We start from the raw sequence: 21,156 nt of genomic DNA, 5'->3' as shown, positions 1-21,156 counted from the left end.
TTTTTTTTAACCTCGGAAATATGGAAATACTTCCGAGGTTTTTATCAAATACTTTAAAACAATTTTTGAAATTCTCTTTTCTCTCTGCTTTTCCAAGCGCCTTTATGATAAGCATATCCGGCAACTAAAGGCATAGCAATTGTTGCTTCAGAATAAACCATTTGTTCATAAGTTGTTTCAACTTTTCCCCATGAACTTGCTTCTTTTAATGTAGAACCGGAAAGTGCGCCGTCTCTTTCATCAGCAACTGTAATTTGAACTGCGTATTTATGCATTGGTGCATCTTCCATTAAAATATCCGCAGCAACAACAATATCTTGTGTGAAATTTTTTGGAACTCCGCCGCCAATCATAAAAATTCCGGTCTCTTTTGTATTCATTTTAATTTTTGTTAATTCAAGAAAATCTTTCCCGGAATCAAACGAAACATGTTTTTCTGGATTGTTATATTGATGTACAACTATTCCAAATCCCGCTGAACAATCTGAAAATGCCGGAACAAATATCGGAACATTTTTTTTGTAAGCCGCATAAATTACGCTGTCATCAACTTTTGGTCCGCCGTTTTCATCCAAATATTTTCCAAAATTCCATAACAATTCTCTGGAAGAATATGGTCTTGGTTCCAAACTATTAAATATTTTTTCAGTTGTATCATCACAAATTCTTAATTCATCTTCATCAATATAAGTATCATAAATTCTATCAATGTGTAAATCACGTAATTGATTATCATCGCTAAACGGAGTTCCCAAATAATGTTTAAACCCTAATGCTTCAAAAAAATCTTGATCTACCATTATTGCTCCGGTTGAAACTATTGCGTCAACCATATTATTATTTACCAAATCGAAAACAACTTTTTTTAAACCGGCGCTGAATAAACTTCCGGCTAAAGTTAAAATTACCGAGCAATTTTTATCTTCCAACATCATGTTGTAAATTTTTGCAGCACGATTCAAATCTCTTGCAGAAAATGCCATCTTTTCCATCGAATCAACTAACTTAATTACGTTATGTTCTTTTATATCAATATGTTCAATTACATCTCTTAAAAAATCTTTTTTTTCTTGCATTTATTTTCTCCTTTTAATTACAGCGCAAAGATAAATCATTTTTACATTTTATAAAATTAAAAAGTCAATTATAATTCCAATTTAGTTTTTACACAAAAATATTTATATTGAGTTAGTTTAGTTTTGTAAAGAATTTTTTAAAACGAAAAGGAGAAAATATGCTTAGAAAAATTTTAAATCTCGCAATTCTAATTTTAATTTCATCAGCAATTTTAACAAATGCTCAAAATTATTTTGAAGGAAAAGTTAAATTTAAAATTACGGATGATGACGATGAATCTCATTTAATGGAATATTTTTTAAAAGATGGAAATTTTAGAATTACTATGTTTGAAGATGAAGATGTTTCTGCAATTTTTATCTACAAAAAAGAAAATTCATACATTTTAATGCCGGAAGATAAAATGTATATGAATTTAAATAATTCTCTTTTCTCAAAACTTGGTGATATGTTTAAGAAAAATGATGAAGAAGAAAATGAAAAAGATAAAAAGGAATTTAATTTTGAAAATTATAAAACCGGAAAAACAAAAACTTTTTTAGGTTATGATTGCGATCAATGGATTAATAAAAGTGAATTTGATGATGATAATTATGAAGTTGAAGCTTGGATAACCGATGAATTAGGAAATTTTATATTTATGGAAAATCCAATGGGAGCTGGTTATTCGCCTACTTGGGGAAGTTCATTAAAAGATAAAGGATATTTTCCGCTTCAAGTAATTACAAAAAATTCAGATGGTGAAGTAATCTCAACTTTTGAAGCTGTTGAAATAAATAAACAATCTTTAAGTAATGATTTGTTCGAAATTCCTTCAGATTATAATGAAATGAAAATTCCGGGAATGTAAAACTCTAAAAGGTTGTAACAAAATATTTTCGAATTTAAAACTGCGAAAATCAGTTTTTTCGCTGTAATCTGTGATCTATTTTTTTACAACCTTTTTTATTTCTTATGAAAATAAACTTTTCTCTCAATTTAATTCTATTTACAATTTTTGTAATAATTTCTTGCTCAACAATTAATGAAAAATCAAATTTTGATAAAAATAGATATAAAATTATTGAAGAAATTGAACCGCAAATAATTCCGTTAAATGGAGAAATTTCCGGAAGAAATTCTGAAATTTCCGGATTGTGCTGGTATAACGATTTTCTACTTTTAGTTCCGCAATATCCAAACTTTATTTCTGAGAATGAAAATGGAATAATTTATTTCATCAAAAAAAGTGAGATATTAGATTATCTTTTCGAAAAAAAAATAAATGAAATTTCACCCAAAACTTTTGAAATCAATCTTTCCAATTTAGGTGAATATTTAAACAGCGGTTCCGGATTTGAAGCAATTTCTGTAATTAATGATAAAATTTATCTTTCTATTGAAAGTATGAATGACGGAAAAATGAAATCACTAATAATTTCCGGGAAAATTGATACAATATATTTTACAATTTCATTGGATAAAAATTCTGTTACAGAAATTCCGACTTCAACAGAAATTTACAATTTAAGCTGTGAATCAATCGCTGCCAAAAATGATACAATAATTCCAATTTATGAAGCTAACGGAAAAAATGTAAATCCAAATACATTTGTAAATATTTATAACAATAATTTGGAAGTCTTGGAAAAAGTAATATTTCCTAATATAGAATATAGAATTACCGATGCAACGGAAATTGATGAAAACGGAAAATTTTGGGCAATAAATTATTTTTTCCCAAAAGATGAAAAAAAATTAAATCCCGCAAATGATGATATTTTTAACATTTTTGGAATTGGGAAATCCCATCAAAATTCCAAAGTTGTTGAAAGAATTGTTGAATTTGAGATTAAAAATGGAAGAATTTCATTTTCTGAGAAAAATCCAATGTATATAAAATTGTTAGAAAATGAAAGCAGAAATTGGGAAGGTTTGGCAAAATTGGATGAAAAAGGATTTCTGATAATTACAGATACATTTCCGAAAACAATTTTTGCATTTATTCCTAATAATTTTTAAAGATAAACGGGAAAATAAATTTATATTCAAATTCTTGACATTTCAAATCGATTAAGATATATTTACAAGCTCTAAAAAAATCTCTTTAAACGGAGGAAATAGTTGAAACAAGAAAAATTAACACGTTTTATTAAAACAGAAGATGCCGATCAGAAATGGTACGTAATTGATGCTAATGATTTGATTTTAGGCAGATTAGCAGCAAAAGCTGCATCAGTAATTCGTGGAAAGCATAAACCGATTTTTACACCCAATACAGATACTGGTGATTTTGTAATTGTTGTAAATGCAGAAAAAGTTAAATTAGCTGGTAAAAGAGAACTAATGAAAACTTATTTTACACACTCAATGTACCCAGGTGGAGCTAAAACAAAATCTTTTTCAGAATTACGAGCAAAAAAGCCGGATTATATTATTACAGAAGCTGTAAAAGGAATGCTTCCTAAAAATAGATTAGGAAGACATTTGTTAAAAAAATTAAAAGTTTATGCTGGCGCTCAACATCCTCATTCAGCGCAAAAACCTGAAGCTTTAAGTATATAAAAATTTATAGGAAATTAAATGGCAGATAAAATATTTGTTGGAAGAAGAAAAAATGCTGTTGCCCGCGTTATTTTAAGAAACGGAAGTGGAAAAGTAACAGTAAATAAAAGAGAATTTGATAATTTCTTCCCAATTGCAGATAATAGAGATGATGTTATTACACCATTTAAATTTACTGAAACTTTAGGTAAATATGATGTTCTTGCTACAGTTGAAGGCGGAGGAGTTCGCGGACAAGCTGAAGCAATTCGTTTGGGAATTTCAAGAGCATTAATCAGTATAAATCCTGAACTAAGACAGTTGTTAAAACCTGAAGGTTTATTAAGAAGAGATCCAAGAATGGTTGAACGTAAAAAACCAGGAAGACCAAAAGCAAGAAAGAAATTTCAATTCTCTAAAAGATAAAATTCTAGAGATTTTAAATTATATAATCAATTATTCACAAACATTCATATTTTCTGATTTACCGCCTGTGTCCTACAAAAAAAATAGGGATCTAAGGTAAAGTTGAAGAAAATAGAAGATTAAACAGGAGTTAAAATGGCAAAGATAGAACTTACCAAACTCATCGAAGCAGGTGCACATTTCGGTCACCTTACACGTCGTTGGAATCCAAAAATGAGACCATATATTTTTATGGAGAAAAATGGAATCCACATTATTGATCTCAAAAAAACTCAAGTTGCAATTGAAGAAGCCGTTGAAAAAATAAGAGAAATTACGTCTGATGGCGGAACTGTACTTTTTGTTGGTACAAAAAAACAAGCGAAAGGTGTAATTGCGCAAGAAGCAAAAAGATGCGGAATGAACTGGGTTAGCGAAAGATGGTTGGGCGGAATGTTAACCAACTTTACAACTATAAGAAAAAGTATCGGAAGAATGCAGAAAATTGATAAAATGGAAACAGACGGTACTTTTGAAAAACTTACAAAAAAAGAACAATTATATAAATCCAGAGAAAGAGACAAACTCAGAAAAATTCTTGATGGTGTTGAAACAATGAAAAAAATGCCAAATGCAATTTTTATTGTTGATATCAAAAAGGAATCAATTGCAATAAATGAAGCTTTGAGATTAAATATTCCTTTGTTTGCAATTGTTGATACAAATTGCAATCCTGATCCAATTGATTATGTAATTCCTTCAAATGATGATGCAGTTCGCGCAGTTGAAATTATTACAAAAGCAATCTCTGATGCTGTTATTGAAGGCGGTTTAAAATACAATGAAGTGAAAGCAGAAAAAGCTGCAGAAAAAGAAAAACAGAAAAAACAAGAAGAAGAAACAAGTGAAGACAAAAAATCATTAAAACCAAAAATCAGAAAAGTTAAATTTAACGAAAAAGGTGAACGAAAAGATTTAAAAGTATCTGATAAAAAAGAAGCTTCAACTGATGAATATCTTCCCTGCGAATCTTATAAAGGTGATTCTGGATTTTATAAATTTACAAATGAAAAAAATGAATTTTATTTTGGATTTAACGGAACAAATGGAAAAACTTATTTAAGATCAGAGGGTTATACTTCTGAAAAAGCAATGTTAAATGGAATTGATGCAATTGGTAAAAATGCCGGAAATGAAAAAAGATGGTCAACCGGAACAACTGAAAATAATCAACATTATTATATTCTTAAAGCTGTTAACGGACAAGAAATTGCAAGAAGCTGTTATTATGATTCTGCTGATGAAATGGAAAAAGATTTTAGCTGGATAAAAAGTAAAGATGCCGGATTAGCAAAAGAAGAAAATTAATTTAGAAATTGTTTATAAAAATAGGATAGATAAATTATGGAAATTACTGCGCAATTAGTGAAAGAACTAAGAGAAAAAACTGGCGCCGGAATGATGGATTGCAAAAAAGCACTCACTGAAGCAAATGGAGATTTTGAAAAAGCTATCGAAGTTCTAAGAAAAAAAGGTGCGGCAGTTGCGGCTAAAAGAGCTGAAAGAAGTGCAAACGAAGGCATCATTCTTACCAAGTCTTTAGATAATGGATCAAAAGCTGTAATTGTTGAAGTTAATTGTGAAACTGATTTTGTTGCGAAAAGTGATGATTTTGTAAATTTTGCGAATTTTGTGTTGGATGCTATTGTTCAAAATCAGCCAAAAAATACTTCTGAATTATTAGCATTAAAACACGATGGTAAATTAGTTCAAGAAGAATTAACTGCAATTATTGGTAAAATTGGTGAGAAAATTGAGGTTTCACGATTTTTGATAGAAAGTTCTGAAAATGGAGCTGTTGTTGATTATATTCATCATGGATCTAAACTTGCTGTTTTAATTAGAGTTGATAATGTAAAAGATTCTGGAAAAACTGAAATTACTGCTCTTGCAAAAGACTTCGCTATGCAAGTTGCAGCAATGAAACCATCATACGTAACCAGAAAAGAAGTTTCTGAAGATGTACTTAATAAGGAAAAAGAAATTTATAAAGAAGTTGCACGCAAAGAAGGTAAACCAGAACAAATTCTTGATAAAATTGCTGAGGGGAAATTAAATAAATTCTATCAAGAAAATTGCTTAATTGAACAAACTTCTATAAAAGATAATACAAAATCTGTCGGCGATATTCTTAATGAATACAATAAAAAGAATTCTTCGGAAGCTGTAATAAAGCTATTTCATCGTTTTCATTTGAGTGATGAAAAAAAATAATTAATTTAAAAGGTCTTAATTTAAGACCTTTTTTTTTATAGAGGAGAAAATGATAAAATACAAAAGAATACTTTTAAAACTCAGCGGTGAATCTTTAATGGGAAATTTGGGATACGGAATTGATCCAAATATTTTAATTTTTTTTGCTAAGGAAGTTAAGAAAGTTAGAGATTTAGGTGTTGAAGTTGGAATTGTGATAGGCGGCGGAAATATTTACAGAGGTTTAAATGCCGGTAAACAAGGAATTGATAGAGTAACCGGCGATCAAATGGGAATGTTGGCAACGGTGATAAATGCACTTGCTCTACAAAATGCATTTGAAAGTAACGGAATGTACACACGATTAATGACATCAATTAGAATGGATGAAATGGCTGAACCATATATCAGAAGACGAGCAATTCGTCATTTAGAAAAAGGAAGAGTTGTAATTTTCGGTGCCGGAACCGGACATCCATATTTTAGTACTGATACTGCAGCTTCTTTGAGAGCCGTTGAAATTGAAGCTGACGTTATTATGAAGGGAACCAGAGTTGACGGAGTTTATGATTCAGATCCGGAAAAAAATCCAAATGCATCAATGTTTACAGAAATTTCATATCTTGAGGTTATGAATAAAAATCTTCGTGTTATGGATTTAACAGCAATTAGTTTGTGTCAAGAAAATCAGCTCCCAATTGTTGTTTTTAATATGAATAAAGAAGATAATCTTTTAAAGATAGTAACCGGCGAAAATCTTGGAACACAAGTAAATAATAAAAATTAGAATAAAATAATTTGCGAGGTCAATATGAATAATCAAATTATTAATGAAGCTAAATCAAAAATGGATAAAACTATTGAAGCTTTTCGTAATGAAATTGCAAAAATTAGAACCGGTAAAGCTACTACTGCTCTTTTAGACGGAATAAAAGTCCATTATTACGGAACACAAACTCCTTTAAATCAAGTAGGAAATGTTTCGGTATTAGATTCTCATACTTTATCAATCACACCTTGGGATAGAAGTGTAATTAATGATATTGATAAAGCTATTCTTTCTGCTGATTTGGGATTAAATCCAATTAGCGATGGTACAAATATCAAAGTTCCTATTCCACCTTTAAATGAAGAAAGAAGACGCGATTTAGTTAAACTTGTTAAAAAATTTGGTGAAGAAGCAAAAATTGCAATCCGCAATGTAAGAAGAGATGCAAATGATCATCTTAAAAAAGCTGAAAAAGAAAAACATTTTTCTGAAGATTTACGTCGTGATGCAGAACATGATGTACAAAAATATACCGATGAACATATTAAGAAAATTGATGATCTGATCAAACACAAAGAAGCTGAAATCATGGAAGTTTAGATTTAAATTTTAACAAATTTTAAAGGCTATTTTTATAGCCTTTTTTTATTTTAAATACATCTGACTGTAAAATTTTAAAACCAATTTTACTTATTTAATTGCACAAATTTTCACTTCCCTATTTATTATATTTATAAACTAAATAAGAGTTGTTTAGCATTATAGAATTTTTATGCTGAGAAATGTTTTATATATAATTGCCAGCATGCTTTTTTTCTTTTCTGGAATTGTTGCTTATGGAATTATTCTAAATTTGCGTGAAAAACCTTTAGAAGAAATTCTGATAGAAAAGAAACTTTCCGGATTAAAAAATGTTACAATTTCAGTAGATAGGAAAAACTACAAATTAAATTTGCTAAGTGATTCAACACTAGTGAAAAGTTACAATGTTGTTTTTGGCAGAAATAATAATTCAAATAAAATTTCAAAAAATGATAATGTAACCCCGATTGGTAATTATTTAATTTGTAGAATTGACTCTAATAATATTTACTATAAAAAATTATTTCTAGATTTTCCTAATTTGAAAGATGCATCTGAAGCATTGAAAGAAAATATAATCTCTCAAAATGATTTTAAAAATATTGCCAAAAAATTAAACGAAACTGGATGTTCATATAGTGAAACAATTTTAGGTGCAGATATTGGAATTCAAGGAACCGGCGAATACAATATTATTTTTAAGAATTTACCTTTTGTGTTTAATTGGACAAACGGCTCAATTGCATTAAGCAATGAAAATATTGATGAACTTTTATCTGTTGTAAATGTTGGAACAAAAGTTACTATTAAAAATTAATTTCATGAAATACCATAAATTCATCGCATACATTTTACTTCTAATAATTTCAATACTCCAAAACCAAATTTTTTCTCAAAGTGAAAATAAAATTGAATTATCATCAATAAGTTTTGAAGGAAATGATTTTTTTTCTTCTTCAGAACTTGAAGAAATTATAACTTCAAAAGAAAGTCCCAATTGGATTTCGCAATTCTTCTCAAGTTTTTCAAGTTTTGGAAAAAGTGCAACATTTTTTGATTCGCTTAATATTCAAAATGATATAAATATTTTAAAGAGTCTTTATTTTGCCAATGGATTTTTCAATACCAAAATTAATGCTGAATTTAATATTGATAAAAATGGAACGGAAAAAGCTGATTTAATTTTTTTAATAACGGAAAATAAACCGACAAATTTTAATAAACTACAAATTTCCGGTTTAGAAAAAATTTCTCCGGATTTTCTACAAAAAATAAATTCACTTATTACAATTGATAGCACGATTCAATATTCTGATTCAAAAGTTGAGCAAAATAGAGACGCAATTCTAAACTATCTTCAAGATAACGGTTATATGCTTGCCCAAGCCGATCAACCTATTGTTGAAATTGATACAATTTATACAAACTCCGTAAATGTAAAAATGAATTTCGATGTTGGAAATCGGTATAAAATCAATAATGTTACAGTTGAAAAAAGCGGACCCGGAAAAAATTTAGTTAGTGAAGAACTAATTAAAGAAATTGTAAATATTAATCCGGAAAATTATTTTAGCTATCATAATTTAAAATCAGCGCAAGTAAGACTTTACAGAACTAATCTTTTTTCATCTGCATTAATTACTGGAAATACTGTAGATACAAATAAAAATTACGTTCCAATTCGCATTGTAACAAGTGTTGGATTACTAAATGAACTTGCTCCGGAATTAATTGTAATAAATGACAGAACAGAAAGTACAAATTTCAAATTTGGTTTAGGTTTAAGTTGGATAAATAAAAACTTCTTTGGCGATGCAAGAAAACTAACAATTGGAAGTTCTATCTCGGCAGAAAATATTACGGAATTTTTAAAAGCGGGAAATCTTGCAGATAATATTTATGGATTAGCAGATTTGCGTGCAACAATCGAACAACCTTTTCTTTTTGGAAAACCTATAAATACAACTCTTGAAGCTTTTTATACTTTGGAAAAAAAACGAGATGAATGGAATGCCAGTATTTATGGAACCAAACTAAATTTAAGTTTCGAACTTCCGCCATATATATATTTAACCGGTTTAAGTAGCCATTTTACTTTACAGAGAACTGAGTACGTTTTTAAAGAAAAATATATTCAAGATATTTTATTTGATTATTACAGAAAGCGAAGTGCGCCAAGTATTTCAGATGAACAAATAAAAAATAAGGTTGATTCACTTTATACTGGTAATGGAGAAAGTTATGGAACAAATGCAATTCTTGGTGTTAATTTAGTCGCAAATAAAACTGATGACTTACTTTTCCCAACAAAGGGATATTCTCTTTCAATGTTATTGGAAGACGGAAATTCACTTCCTTATTTGGCGAGTAAAATTGGGAGTTATAATTTTAATCAATCAGCATATTATAAATTTGTTTTAACATCAACATTTTATCTTCCAATTTTGACAAATTATTTTGATGCTTTCGGAACAAAATTAAGAATCGGAAATATTCAATCATATTACGGAAATAAAAAAAATATTCTCTTTAACCAAAGATTAACAGCTGGTGGAAGCAACTCAATTAGAGCTTGGGGAGCAAGTGATTTACCGGTTACACAAATTGATTTACCCGATAATCCAACTCAAAACGAAATTCAGAATATTGTAAGGAATATTACTCCCGGTGGATTTTTTCTATTTGAAGGTTCGTTTGAATTTCGCGAACATTTATCGGAAAGAATTGGTTCTGCAATATTTTTAGATTATGGAAATGTTTGGCAAAATGTTTCCGATTTTAGATTTGATTATTTTGCAGTAGCTGCCGGTTTTGGTTTTAGGTATTATTCAGATTTTGCACCTTTCCGTTTAGATTTTGGATTTAAAATTTACGATCCAAATGTAAAAACCCAATTCTATAAAAGAAGATTATTTAACATTTTAGAAATCCAAATTGGTATAGGCGAAGCCTTCTAAATCTTAGCAAGTTAATTATATAAACTATTTTTGAATAAAATCAATTATTTAGGTAAATTTAAGGCTCAATTTTTGAGGTATTTTTAATGTTGAAAAGTATGACCGGTTTTGGCTCGGATGTAAATTCAAACGAAAATTTTATTTTAGAAACAGAAATAAAAAGCTTAAATAGCAGATTTTTAGATCTTTCAATTAAACTTCCCAAAGAAGTTTATAAACACGAATTTGCAATTAGAGAATTAATAAAAAATAAAATTGGCAGAGGAAAAGTTTCCCTAAACATAAATTTAACTTACAATAAATTTTCTAACGGAAATTCACCAATAAATCCAACTGCGCTTCAAAATACTTTGGATATTTTAACTCAAATTAAAAATATTACAAATTCTGATTCTGATATAGATTTAAATCAAATTTTAATGCTTAAGGATTTGTATCTTAATGAAAATCAAGAAACAAATGGAATTGATTTTGAAATAATTGCAAATTCAATAAATTCTGCAATTCAAAAATTTATTGAAATGAAAAATTATGAAGGCTTGGAACTTAAAAAAGATTTAGATTTTAGAATTAATAAAATTTTGGAAGAGCTTACAAAAATTGAACAAATTTCAAAAAATTCAACACAAGAATATTTTGAAAAATTTAAAGAACGAGCAAAAAAATTAGTTGATGAATTTATTGATGATAAAGACAGATTTCTTATTGAGTTAGCAATTTTATCAGAAAAACATGATATTACCGAGGAATGTATTAGATTAAGAAGTCATATAAAATTATTTAGCGAAACCCTTGAAAATGAAGATGATGCTGGAAGAAAATTGAATTTTATAAGTCAAGAAATGAATAGAGAAATTAATACAATAAACAGCAAATCAGTTTCTTCGGAAATTGCACATGCCGGAATTGTAATTAAAGAAGAATTAGAAAAAATCCGTGAACAAATACAAAATATTGAGTAAAATTTGTCTGATCAAAAAGGAAAATTATTTGTATTTTCAGCCCCAAGCGGTTCGGGGAAAACAACAATTATTAAAAATGTTCTAAATAATTTTAAAGAACTATCGTTTTCAATTTCTGCAACAACCAGAAAAAGAAGACATAACGAAACTGAAGGAATAGATTATTTTTTTCTTGATGAAGATTCTTTCAAAAAGAAAGTTGAGAATGATGAATTTATTGAATGGGGAAAATTTTTTGGATATTATTACGGAACTTTAAAGAATTTCGTTTTTGAGAAAATTAATAACGGAATTTCAATGGTTCTTGAAGTTGATGTTAAAGGCGCAATAAATATAAAAAATGTTTACAAAGATTCTGTTCTAATTTTTATTTCGCCGCCAAGTATTGAAGAATTAAAAACAAGATTATATAATCGGAAAACCGAATCGGATGCGGATTTTGCAAAGAGAATTGAAAGAGCAGAAATGGAATTAAATTATAGAGAAAAATTCGATTATAATGTTTATAATTATAATCTTGAAGATGCAAGTATAGAAGTTTATAAAATAATAGAAAATGAATTAAGAAAATAAAGGAGAATAAAATGAGTATAAAACCAGTCGATTTAAGAATTCTGAAAGAGAAAGCAAATAGTTTATATGAAGCAGTAATTGTTTCTGCTCAAGAAGCCAGAAGATTAAATGAAGAAAATAAAACTGAATTTAGTAATTTGATCAGCACATTTGCTCCAGCAACTGATGATGATTTTGATGAAAGAGATAATCAAGAGCAAGAAAAAATTTCTTTGGAGTTTGAAAAAAGAGATAAACCTCATGTTCAAGCTGTAAAAAAAATGGTGGCTGAAAAAATAGATTATCGCTTTAAAGAAAAAGAAGCATAATTTCCAAATTTCAAAATTTTAAAAGGAAGTCAAACGACTTCCTTTTTTATTTATATTTTCTTAATCTTTTATTCATTATATTTTCCCAAAATACATTACATTTTTTTGATGAATAGAAAAGAATTAATAATTGAAGCATTAAAAGATCAAAAAGAGATTTTCGGTGATAATCTTTTTGAAAATATTAAATTTGAAATAAAATTATCAAAGCAGTCAATTCCAAAAATTAAAGAGAAGACCGAATTTTATATGCCGACTAATTCCCTTTTTGAAAATTTTTCCGAATGTAAAACTTTAGAAAGTTTAAATGATTCAATCCATGAATGTCAAAAATGTCCACTTGGAAGAACAAGAACAAATTTTGTTTTTGGATCCGGAAATCCGAATGCTGAGGTTATGATTATTGGAGAAGCTCCCGGCGCAGATGAAGATAAACAAGGTCTACCGTTTGTTGGAAGAGCTGGTAAACTTTTAACTGATATTTTAAAAGCAATAAATTTTGAAAGAGAAGAAGTTTACATTGCAAATATTTTAAAATGCCGACCACCGAATAATAGAAATCCGCTTCCTTTTGAAATGACTGAATGCACTCCTTATTTGTATAAACAAATTGATTTAATTCAACCCAAAGCAATTCTATTGTTGGGATTAATTGCTGCCGGAAGTTTGCTAAATTCCAAAGAAAGTTTAACAAAATTGCGCGGAAATATTTTTGATTTTAACGGAATAAAAACAATGGTTACATATCATCCTGCTGCATTATTAAGAAATCCAAATTGGAAAAGAGGATGTTGGGAAGATGTTCAAAAATTTAGAAAACTTTATGATAGTTTAAAATAAATATTTATTATGGACGAATTACAAAATCAAAAAAGTGCAGTAAATCAACCACCGCAAGCTATTGAAGTCGAAAGAGCAGTATTAGGTGCAATTATGCTTGAAAGAGATGCAATTGATAAAGTTGCTTCTTCAATTCAAGCTGAATGTTTTTACGATAAAAAAAATCAGATTATTTACGAAGCAATGCTTTCGCTGTATGAATCAAATGAACCAATTGATTCTGTTACACTTTACGAAGAATTAAGTAAACGTAATAAAATTGAGCAAGTTGGCGGAGCTGTTTATATAAGCAAACTTGCTCAGAATATTGCATCTGCCGCAAATGTAGAATATCATTCCAAAATTATTTTAGAAAAGTGGATTCTGAGAAAACTTATTAATTCATCAATGGAAATTGCAACAAGCGCATACAACGGAAGCGAAGATGTATTTGATATTTTAGATTCTGCTGAATCTAAAATATTTGAAATTACCGAAGCTGGATTGAAAGAATCATATAAATCAATGGATCGTGCAGTCCGTGAAGCAATTGAACATATTGAAGCAATACACTCGAAAAATATTTCATCTTTTTCAGTACCAACCGGTTTTTTTGGATTGGATGATATGCTTGGCGGTTTTCAAAAATCCGATTTAATAATTGTTGCTGCTCGTCCATCAATGGGAAAAACAGCTTTTGCGCTTTCAGCTGCAAGAAATGCCGCGGTTGATAATCAAGTTCCAATTGCGGTTTTTAGTTTGGAAATGGCAACAATTCAACTTGTGCTAAGATTGATTTGTGCTGAAGCACGAATAAATGCCCATAGCGTTAGAACCGGAAGATTTAAAGCTGAAGACGGCTCCCGAATTAGCAGAACTGCACACAAACTTATGCAAGCCCCTATTTATATTGATGATACGCCTGGTCAAACAGTTTTAGAAATTAGAGCAAAGGCCAGAAGATTAAAAGCTGAAAAAAATATTGGTTTAATTATAATTGATTATTTGCAATTAATGTCTTCCAGCACGAGAATGGATAGTAGAGAAAGAGAAATTTCAACTATTTCAAGATCATTAAAAGCATTAGCAAAAGAATTAAATGTTCCGGTAATTGCACTTTCGCAATTAAATAGAGCAGTTGAAACAAGAAGTGATAAACGACCTCAACTTTCAGATTTAAGAGAATCCGGTTCAATTGAACAAGATGCGGATGTTGTAATTTTCTTAAACCGACCAGAATATTATGGAATTACTCAATTTGCCGATGGTGAATCAACTGAAGGAATTGCAGAAATTATTGTTGGGAAACAACGTAACGGCCCAACCGGAGATGTTAGACTAAAATTCGTAAAAGATTTTGCAAGGTTTGAAAACTTAGATATGTTCCATTCAACTTTTGAAGAGGATATTTCAAGTTCAAATCACGAGGAAGATTTACCAATATGAAATATTTTTTCGCAATTATTTTTTTGTTCTTATTTAATTCTTCATTCATTGCACAAGCAACTTATTCAGATGAAGATTTGAAAATTTGCAATTCAAAATTTGAGTTAGCTTTTTCAAAAAATTTAACAGAGCTTCCAATAAATGATATTTTTGTAGAAATTGGCAAATCATTTTTGGGTTTGGATTATGAAGCTAATACTTTAGAAAAAGGTGAAAAAGAAAATCTTGTGATTCATCTTTCCGGTTTAGATTGTTACACCTTTTTTGAAAGTTCATTAGTTTTTGCTAGATGTATAAAAAACAATAAAATAACTTTTGAAGATTATCAAAAAGAATTAACAAATATTCGATATCGAAATGGAACGATCGACCTATATCCATCCAGACTTCATTATGCTTCCGATTGGCTTTACGATAACACAAAACGGGGAATTGTAAAAGATATAACAAAAGAAATCGGTGGTATTTTGTATGATAAAAAAATTGATTTTATGAGCAATCATACTGAATCTTATAAACAATTAAAGAATAATCTTAAGTTTATTGAAGAGATAAAATCAATTGAGGACTCAATCAATTCAAGAAAATATTATTATATCCCGGAAGATTATATTGAGTGTATTGAAGACAAAATTCAAAACGGCGATATAATTTTATTAAGCACGGGAATTGATGGGCTTGATATTTCACACACCGGAATTGCTGTAAAAATGGATGACGGGAGAATTCATTTTATGCACGCACCAATAAAAGGTAAAAAGATTGAAATAACAAAGTTGCCGCTTGCAGATTATGCAAGATCCGTTGAAAAGCATACTGGTATTATGGTTGCAAGAGTTTTAGAACCGTAATTCTTAAAGAATTATTTTTATAAAATTTAAATTCAATAATTTTTATCTGAATCATCAAGCGAAAATTTGTTATCTTAAAAAATATTGAGAATATATATTTCATTTATTATGAAGAAAATTTTTGATCTAACAAAGAAAGAAAATAAATATGTAATTGGAATAATGTCCGGCACTTCACTTGATGGAGTTGATGTTGCACTCGTTGAAATTGAACGAAATAGTATCTTTACAAAAATTAATTTAATTGGTTTCTTAGAATATCCTTTTCCAATGGGATTGAAAGACACACTTCTGAAAAATTCTCTTAAAGAATCCAGCAATGTTGAAGATATTTCCCAGCTAAATTTTCTACTTCCAAATATTTATTTTAGTGCGATTCAATCATTATGCAAAAATATTAATTTCCCAATTTCTAAAATTGATTTAATTGGAACACACGGACAAACAATTCAGCATCTTCCTCAAAAACAAAATTATTTTGGATATAAGATTTCTTCAACTTTGCAAATTGGAGATCCAGCAGTGCTGGCAAAGCTTTCCGGAATTGTAACTATTGGAGATTTCAGAACCGGTGATATTGCTTTAGGCGGTGAAGGTGCTCCTCTTGTTCCCTATTTCGATTATATTTTATTTCATTCACATCTAAAAAATAGAGCTTTATTAAACATTGGCGGAATTTCTAATATCACAATTTTAAATAAAGAAAAAGGATTGAAAGACGTATTGGCATTTGATGTTGGTCCGGGTAACATGTTAATTGATATAATTGCAAAAAAGTTTTTCAACAAAGATTTTGATAAAGATGGAGAAATTGCGCGAATGGGAAAATTTAATACTAAATTATTTGAAGCATTAAAACTGAATGATAATTATATTGAGAGAAACCCTCCTAAAACTACTGGCAGAGAATATTATGGTGAAAATTTTCTTTCAATTTTATATAATGAATTTGAAGATGTTAAAAGTGAAGATTGGCTTCACACAATTACAAAGTTTACCTCTTACAGCATTTATAGAAATTACCAAAAGTATATTGAGCAAGAGACTCAAATTGACGAATTGATAATCAGCGGTGGTGGAGCAAAAAATAAATTTCTTTATGAATGTTTAAAAGATGATTTTGGTGAAAATGTAGAAATTAAAATTATTAATGACATAGGAATATCATCTGATGCAAAAGAAGCAATTTGTTTTGCAGTTTTAGCAAACGAAACTATTTCCGGAAATCCAACAAATATTCCTCGAACTACCGGTGCATCTCGACCAACAATTTTAGGTAAAATTTGTTTGCCGTAATTTTTACTTATAAATAATTTACTTCAACTTTTCTCTTAAAATTTCATTCACCAATTGCGGATTAGCTTTTCCTTTTGTTTCTTTCATAATTTGTCCAACGAAAAATCCCAAAACTTTTTCTTTGCCGGATTTAAATTCTTCAACTTGTGCGGGATTATTTTTAATCACAGTTTCAATTGCAATTTCAATCGCAGAAGTATCCGTAATCTGAAGTAAATTTTTCTCTTCAACAATTATATTTGGATCATTATTTTCTTCCAACATTAAGGGAAAAACATCTTTCGCAATTTTACTGCTGATTTTATTGGTCGTAATTAAATTTATTAATTTACCCAAATTTTGCGGTGAAATCGGAAATTTATCAAAAGTTAATTTTTGTTCGTTAATTATTTTTAAAACATCCCCCATAACCCAATTTGCTGCAATTTTGGTATCACCAGTTTCTTTTAGTACATTTTCAAAATAATCAGCTATATCTTTTAGTGAAGTTAAAACTTCAGCATCATATTCTGGTAATTGAAATTCTTTAATAAATCTTTCTTTTCTATTTTTAGGAAGCTCCGGCATGCTTCTTAAAATTTCATTTTTCCATTCTTCACTAACAACAACTGGCATTAAATCCGGATCGGGAAAATATCTATAATCATGAGCTTCTTCTTTTCCCCGCATAGATGTTGCTTTATTTTGCTCAGCATTCCACAATAATGTTTGCTGTACAACTTCGCCTCCGTCTTCAACTAAATTTATTTGCCTATCAATTTCATAATCAATTGCGCGCTGAACATTTCGGAATGAATTCATATTTTTAACTTCGGTCCTTGTTCCCAATTTTTTTGCACCTTTGGGACGAATTGAAATATTAGCATCACATCTAAGAGAGCCTTCCTCCATATTTCCATCACAAATTCCCAAATATGTAATAATCTGTTTTAAATTAGATAAATACTGATAAGCCCCTTCCCCACTATGCAAATCCGGTTCACTTACAATTTCAATTAATGGTGTACCGCATCTGTTTACATCAACTAAAGTTTCCTGCCCTTGATCATGAATTGATTTTCCGGCATCTTCTTCCATGTGAATTCGTTTAATTCTGATTTTTTTTTCTTCATGTGTTTTAATATTAATAAATCCATTTTCACAAATCGGAACTTCAAACTGAGAAATTTGATAACCTTTTGGTAAATCGGGATAAAAATAATTTTTTCTTTCAAATGTAGAAGTTTCATTTATTGTGCAGTTTGTTGCCATTCCCATTAATGTTGTGAACTCAACAACCTTTTTATTCAATACCGGTAATACTCCAGGATGACCTAAGCAAACCGGACACACATTTGTGTTTGCCGGATTTCCAAATTTTGTTGAACATCCACAAAATATTTTTGTATCTGTTAAGAGCTGCGCATGAACTTCTAAACCAATTACTGCTTCATATTCCAATTTACATCCTTATTAAAATTTATTGCGTAAATATAATTATTAAAAGAAAGAAAATTTTATTTTCCATGATATTTTTATAATATTCATTGTAAAATTTTTGAGGTAAAAATTGAAATTAGATATAGTTGTTTTTGCTGCTCATCCGGATGATGCTGAATTATCAATGGGCGGAACAATTGCCAAATTAACCAATGTTGGATTTAAAATTGGAATTGTTGATTTAACCGGTGGTGAACTTGGAACGAGAGGCTCAAAACTAATTCGTAAAATAGAATCTCAAAATGCTGATAAAATTTTAAATATAACCGTTAGAGATAATTTAAATATTAAAGACGGTCATATTTTTGTTGATAAAGAAAATACATTGAAAATAATTAAAGCAATTAGAAAATATCAACCAAAAATAATTTTTGCACCATATTTTAAAGATCGTCATCCCGATCATATTGAAGCAAGTAAATTGATAAAACGTGCAATGTTTTTTGCTGGATTACCGAAAATTAAAACTTCACTTAATTCAAAATTGCAAAATGCATTCAGACCTAAGAGAATTTTTTATTTTATGCAGACTTACGAATTTCAGCCATCATTTATTGTTGATATTTCAGAAACATTTGAAACAAAAATGAAAGCGGTATTTGCTTATCAGACGCAATTTTACAATAAAAAATCAAAGGAACCGGAAACTTTTATAAGCACTCCGGAATTTATAAATTTTTTGGAAGCGCGTGCAAAAACATTTGGTTTTAAAATTGGCAAAAAATATGGTGAAGCCTTTTATTCAGAAGAATTAATTGAATTAGATTTAATAAATTTTTTAATGGAATAATAATGAAATTAGGATTGATTGGAACTGGTTTGATGGGAAAACCAATTGCTCAAAAATTGCTTGAAGCCAAATATGAATTGAACGTTTTTAACAGAACAAAAAGTAAAACAGATTCACTTATTCAATTAGGTGCAAAAACATTTTCTGATATTCGTGAATTCATGACTGATACAGATGTAATAATTTTGATGCTTTCAAATTATGATGCAATAGATGAAGTTTTATTCGCAAGCAACATTGGAAATTTTGAAAACAAAGTGATTATTCAAATGAGTACCATTGCCCCAACAGAAAGTTTCGATTTATATAAACGCATAACAAAATTAAGAGGAGAATATTTTGAGGCTCCCGTTCTTGGAAGCATTCAGCAAATTTTAAATTGTGAACTTATTGTTTTAATCGGATCAACTGAAAAGCAATTTTTGAAATGGGAAAACTTATTTAAGCCTTTCAGTAATAAAATTTTGCACATTGGTGAAGTTGGACAAGCTGCATCGATGAAGCTGGCATTGAATCAATTAATAATTTCTGAAACGGTAGCTTTCGCAATGAGTTTGGGATTTGTTAGAGAAAATAATTTAGATATCGAAATGTTTATGGATATCCTTAGGAGCAGCGTGCTTTATGCCCCAACTTTCGATAAAAAACTAACAAACTACGTAAACAGAAATTTTAATAATCCAAATTTTCCGGTTAAACATTTACTTAAAGATTTAGATTTAATGTTGAACTCATTTGCCGAAAAAAATATTAATACAGATTCATTAAAATCGATTAGGAAAATTTTAATTGATTCAATTCAAAAAGGTAATGCTGATAAGGATTATTCAGCGTTGTATAATTCAGTTCATCCTTTGAAATAATTCATGAAAGTTCAATTACTAAAATGTTGATTAGTAAAAATGATTTAATAATGTAATAATTTTCTCAGACTTTATTCATTTAGAAAATTTCGTATTATTCTATCTAGCTGATCAAACTCAATTAGAAAAGCATCATGACCATGAATTGAAGAAATTTCAGAGTATTTTGCATTAGGTATTTTAGATTGTATTTCCTTTTGCTCTTCAACGGGATAAAGAATATCCGAGTCGATTCCTACGCACATTGTTTTGGATATTATCGAAGAAAGTGCTTTATCAATTCCGCCTCTTCCTTTTCCAACATCATGTAAATCCATTGCATTACTTAAATAAAGATATGTATTTGCATCAAATCGTTTAGTAAGTTTTTCACCTTGATAATTCAAATAACTTTCTATTTCAAAAATGTTTTCCTTCTCATTATAAGTTCTATCAAATTTTTTGTTAAAAGAATTGTAACTTCTATAACTAATCATTGCAATTTTTCGAGCGAGACTAATTCCCTTTTCCGGTTGAATTTTATAATTGCCATTTTCCCAATCGGGATCATTAATAATTGCATTTCTAGATGCCTCGTTTAATCCAATTGCCCAAGCTGAATGGGCTGAAGAAGTAGCAATGGGCATAATTTTATTTATTAATTCTGGATACATAATTGCCCATTCTAATACTTGCATTCCTCCTAAAGAACCACCAACAATTAATTCTATTTTTGAGATGCCAAGTTTATCAAGTAATTCTTTTTGAACTTTAATCATATCCCTAACGGTAATTTGAGGGAAATTCATACCATAAGATTGATTTGTATTTTGATTTAAACTTGTTGGTCCGGTGGTTCCGTAACAGCTTCCAAGAATATTTGGACAAATTACAAAATATTTATCTGTGTCGAGTGCTTTGCCTTTTCCAATTAATTGCGACCACCAACCTTCTTTGCTTAAAAACATTTTGTTATATGAATTTAATCTTTCATGCGATTCAGAATTTTTAATTTCTAGATCATCAACAATTCCGGCAGCATGCGAATTCCCGGTAAGTGCATGATTTACAATAATCACATTATTTTTTTCTGAATTTAATTCTCCATAAGATTGATATGCAACATTTACAGAATTTAACTTTTCGCCACAATCTAAATGAAGAGGATTTGATTGGGAAAATAAATTTTCAAATTTTGTATTAGCAATCATTTCCTCTCCAAAA

22 protein-coding genes are annotated in these 21,156 nt (G+C 29.2%); 19 read left to right on the top strand and 3 right to left on the bottom strand.

Annotation, left to right across the window (positions count from 1 at the left end; genetic code table 11):
- Positions 1-53: 53 nt before the first annotated feature.
- A complete protein-coding gene (locus IPM32_07705; protein MBK8945148.1) occupies positions 54-1,076 on the bottom strand; it encodes a deoxyhypusine synthase in 1,023 nt (340 codons plus the stop codon).
- A gap of 158 nt (positions 1,077-1,234) precedes the next feature.
- On the opposite strand from IPM32_07705, the gene IPM32_07700 reads away from it, so the two are divergent.
- The 17 genes from IPM32_07700 (at position 1,235) to IPM32_07620 (ending at position 16,821) form a co-directional block, all read left to right on the top strand.
- Positions 1,235-1,927, top strand: a complete 693-nt coding sequence (locus IPM32_07700) for a DUF4412 domain-containing protein (GenBank protein ID MBK8945147.1) — start codon at positions 1,235-1,237, stop codon at positions 1,925-1,927.
- Positions 1,928-2,031: 104 nt separating this feature from the next.
- Positions 2,032-3,078 (top strand): hypothetical protein, encoded by a 1,047-nt coding sequence (locus tag IPM32_07695; GenBank protein ID MBK8945146.1) that lies wholly within the window; start codon positions 2,032-2,034, stop codon positions 3,076-3,078.
- A 102-nt stretch (positions 3,079-3,180) separates the two neighbouring features.
- Positions 3,181-3,621, top strand: coding sequence for a 50S ribosomal protein L13 (gene rplM / locus IPM32_07690; GenBank protein MBK8945145.1), 441 nt, complete (start codon positions 3,181-3,183; stop codon positions 3,619-3,621).
- 18 nt (positions 3,622-3,639) lie between these two features.
- Positions 3,640-4,026 carry a 30S ribosomal protein S9 gene (gene rpsI / locus IPM32_07685; protein MBK8945144.1) on the top strand — a complete coding sequence of 129 codons (387 nt, stop codon included), beginning with the start codon at positions 3,640-3,642 and terminating at the stop codon, positions 4,024-4,026.
- 135 nt (positions 4,027-4,161) lie between these two features.
- The gene (gene rpsB / locus IPM32_07680; protein MBK8945143.1) at positions 4,162-5,373 is read left to right on the top strand and encodes a 30S ribosomal protein S2; all 1,212 of its coding nucleotides are present in this window, start codon (positions 4,162-4,164) and stop codon (positions 5,371-5,373) included.
- 36 nt (positions 5,374-5,409) lie between these two features.
- Positions 5,410-6,279 (top strand): elongation factor Ts, encoded by an 870-nt coding sequence (locus IPM32_07675; GenBank protein ID MBK8945142.1) that lies wholly within the window; start codon positions 5,410-5,412, stop codon positions 6,277-6,279.
- Between the two features lie 49 nt (positions 6,280-6,328).
- Positions 6,329-7,045 carry a UMP kinase gene (locus IPM32_07670; protein ID MBK8945141.1) on the top strand — a complete coding sequence of 239 codons (717 nt, stop codon included), beginning with the start codon at positions 6,329-6,331 and terminating at the stop codon, positions 7,043-7,045.
- A 24-nt stretch (positions 7,046-7,069) separates the two neighbouring features.
- Entirely contained in the window at positions 7,070-7,627 is a 558-nt protein-coding gene (gene frr / locus IPM32_07665; protein ID MBK8945140.1) for a ribosome recycling factor, read from the top strand.
- Between the two features lie 172 nt (positions 7,628-7,799).
- Entirely contained in the window at positions 7,800-8,426 is a 627-nt protein-coding gene (locus IPM32_07660; GenBank protein MBK8945139.1) for a L,D-transpeptidase, read from the top strand.
- Between the two features lie 4 nt (positions 8,427-8,430).
- Entirely contained in the window at positions 8,431-10,566 is a 2,136-nt protein-coding gene (locus tag IPM32_07655) for a BamA/TamA family outer membrane protein (GenBank protein MBK8945138.1), read from the top strand.
- Positions 10,567-10,652: 86 nt separating this feature from the next.
- Positions 10,653-11,528, top strand: a complete 876-nt coding sequence (locus IPM32_07650) for a YicC family protein (GenBank protein ID MBK8945137.1) — start codon at positions 10,653-10,655, stop codon at positions 11,526-11,528.
- 3 nt (positions 11,529-11,531) lie between these two features.
- The gene (gene gmk, locus IPM32_07645) at positions 11,532-12,101 is read left to right on the top strand and encodes a guanylate kinase (GenBank protein MBK8945136.1); all 570 of its coding nucleotides are present in this window, start codon (positions 11,532-11,534) and stop codon (positions 12,099-12,101) included.
- A gap of 11 nt (positions 12,102-12,112) precedes the next feature.
- Positions 12,113-12,409 (top strand): DNA-directed RNA polymerase subunit omega, encoded by a 297-nt coding sequence (locus tag IPM32_07640; GenBank protein MBK8945135.1) that lies wholly within the window; start codon positions 12,113-12,115, stop codon positions 12,407-12,409.
- Positions 12,410-12,517: 108 nt separating this feature from the next.
- A complete protein-coding gene (locus IPM32_07635; GenBank protein MBK8945134.1) occupies positions 12,518-13,249 on the top strand; it encodes a uracil-DNA glycosylase in 732 nt (243 codons plus the stop codon).
- A gap of 9 nt (positions 13,250-13,258) precedes the next feature.
- Positions 13,259-14,674 carry a replicative DNA helicase gene (gene dnaB / locus IPM32_07630; protein ID MBK8945133.1) on the top strand — a complete coding sequence of 472 codons (1,416 nt, stop codon included), beginning with the start codon at positions 13,259-13,261 and terminating at the stop codon, positions 14,672-14,674.
- Entirely contained in the window at positions 14,671-15,525 is an 855-nt protein-coding gene (locus IPM32_07625; protein ID MBK8945132.1) for a DUF1460 domain-containing protein, read from the top strand. The genes dnaB and IPM32_07625 overlap by 4 nt, the downstream gene beginning before the upstream one ends.
- A gap of 108 nt (positions 15,526-15,633) precedes the next feature.
- On the top strand, positions 15,634-16,821 hold the full coding sequence (locus IPM32_07620) for an anhydro-N-acetylmuramic acid kinase (GenBank protein ID MBK8945131.1): 1,188 nt from the start codon (positions 15,634-15,636) through the stop codon (positions 16,819-16,821).
- A gap of 18 nt (positions 16,822-16,839) precedes the next feature.
- Here IPM32_07620 and gatB read toward each other — a convergent pair whose 3' ends face one another.
- Complete coding sequence (gatB, locus tag IPM32_07615) at positions 16,840-18,261, bottom strand: Asp-tRNA(Asn)/Glu-tRNA(Gln) amidotransferase subunit GatB (GenBank protein ID MBK8945130.1); 1,422 nt, start codon at positions 18,259-18,261, stop codon at positions 16,840-16,842.
- A 109-nt stretch (positions 18,262-18,370) separates the two neighbouring features.
- Between gatB and bshB1 the strand changes: the two genes are divergently transcribed.
- Positions 18,371-19,090 (top strand): bacillithiol biosynthesis deacetylase BshB1, encoded by a 720-nt coding sequence (gene bshB1, locus IPM32_07610; GenBank protein ID MBK8945129.1) that lies wholly within the window; start codon positions 18,371-18,373, stop codon positions 19,088-19,090.
- Positions 19,091-19,092: 2 nt separating this feature from the next.
- On the top strand, positions 19,093-19,953 hold the full coding sequence (locus IPM32_07605) for an NAD(P)-dependent oxidoreductase (GenBank protein MBK8945128.1): 861 nt from the start codon (positions 19,093-19,095) through the stop codon (positions 19,951-19,953).
- Between the two features lie 71 nt (positions 19,954-20,024).
- Here the strand turns inward: IPM32_07605 and metX are convergent, their stop codons facing one another.
- Positions 20,025-21,143 (bottom strand): homoserine O-acetyltransferase, encoded by a 1,119-nt coding sequence (gene metX, locus IPM32_07600; protein ID MBK8945127.1) that lies wholly within the window; start codon positions 21,141-21,143, stop codon positions 20,025-20,027.
- Positions 21,144-21,156: the final 13 nt, after the last annotated feature.

The sequence above is a fragment of the Ignavibacteriota bacterium genome (genome assembly GCA_016716225.1).
Lineage (GTDB): Bacteria > Bacteroidota > Ignavibacteria > Ignavibacteriales > Melioribacteraceae.
Note: the sequence above shows the minus strand (reverse complement) of the source record. Positions and strands in the feature narration are given on the sequence as shown.

Bases quoted from the DNA above. Each gene is read 5' to 3' on its own strand.
- IPM32_07705 (MBK8945148.1), bottom strand. From the start codon at position 1,076: ATGCAAGAAAAAAAAGATTTTTTAAGAGATGTAATTGAACATATTGAT.
- IPM32_07700 (MBK8945147.1), top strand. From the start codon at position 1,235: ATGCTTAGAAAAATTTTAAATCTCGCAATTCTAATTTTAATTTCATCA.
- IPM32_07695 (MBK8945146.1), top strand. From the start codon at position 2,032: ATGAAAATAAACTTTTCTCTCAATTTAATTCTATTTACAATTTTTGTA.
- rpsI (MBK8945144.1), top strand. From the start codon at position 3,640: ATGGCAGATAAAATATTTGTTGGAAGAAGAAAAAATGCTGTTGCCCGC.
- rpsB (MBK8945143.1), top strand. From the start codon at position 4,162: ATGGCAAAGATAGAACTTACCAAACTCATCGAAGCAGGTGCACATTTC.
- IPM32_07675 (MBK8945142.1), top strand. From the start codon at position 5,410: ATGGAAATTACTGCGCAATTAGTGAAAGAACTAAGAGAAAAAACTGGC.
- IPM32_07670 (MBK8945141.1), top strand. From the start codon at position 6,329: ATGATAAAATACAAAAGAATACTTTTAAAACTCAGCGGTGAATCTTTA.
- frr (MBK8945140.1), top strand. From the start codon at position 7,070: ATGAATAATCAAATTATTAATGAAGCTAAATCAAAAATGGATAAAACT.
- IPM32_07660 (MBK8945139.1), top strand. From the start codon at position 7,800: ATGCTGAGAAATGTTTTATATATAATTGCCAGCATGCTTTTTTTCTTT.
- IPM32_07655 (MBK8945138.1), top strand. From the start codon at position 8,431: ATGAAATACCATAAATTCATCGCATACATTTTACTTCTAATAATTTCA.
- IPM32_07650 (MBK8945137.1), top strand. From the start codon at position 10,653: ATGTTGAAAAGTATGACCGGTTTTGGCTCGGATGTAAATTCAAACGAA.
- IPM32_07640 (MBK8945135.1), top strand. From the start codon at position 12,113: ATGAGTATAAAACCAGTCGATTTAAGAATTCTGAAAGAGAAAGCAAAT.
- IPM32_07635 (MBK8945134.1), top strand. From the start codon at position 12,518: ATGAATAGAAAAGAATTAATAATTGAAGCATTAAAAGATCAAAAAGAG.
- dnaB (MBK8945133.1), top strand. From the start codon at position 13,259: ATGGACGAATTACAAAATCAAAAAAGTGCAGTAAATCAACCACCGCAA.
- IPM32_07625 (MBK8945132.1), top strand. From the start codon at position 14,671: ATGAAATATTTTTTCGCAATTATTTTTTTGTTCTTATTTAATTCTTCA.
- IPM32_07620 (MBK8945131.1), top strand. From the start codon at position 15,634: ATGAAGAAAATTTTTGATCTAACAAAGAAAGAAAATAAATATGTAATT.
- IPM32_07605 (MBK8945128.1), top strand. From the start codon at position 19,093: ATGAAATTAGGATTGATTGGAACTGGTTTGATGGGAAAACCAATTGCT.
- metX (MBK8945127.1), bottom strand. From the start codon at position 21,143: ATGATTGCTAATACAAAATTTGAAAATTTATTTTCCCAATCAAATCCT.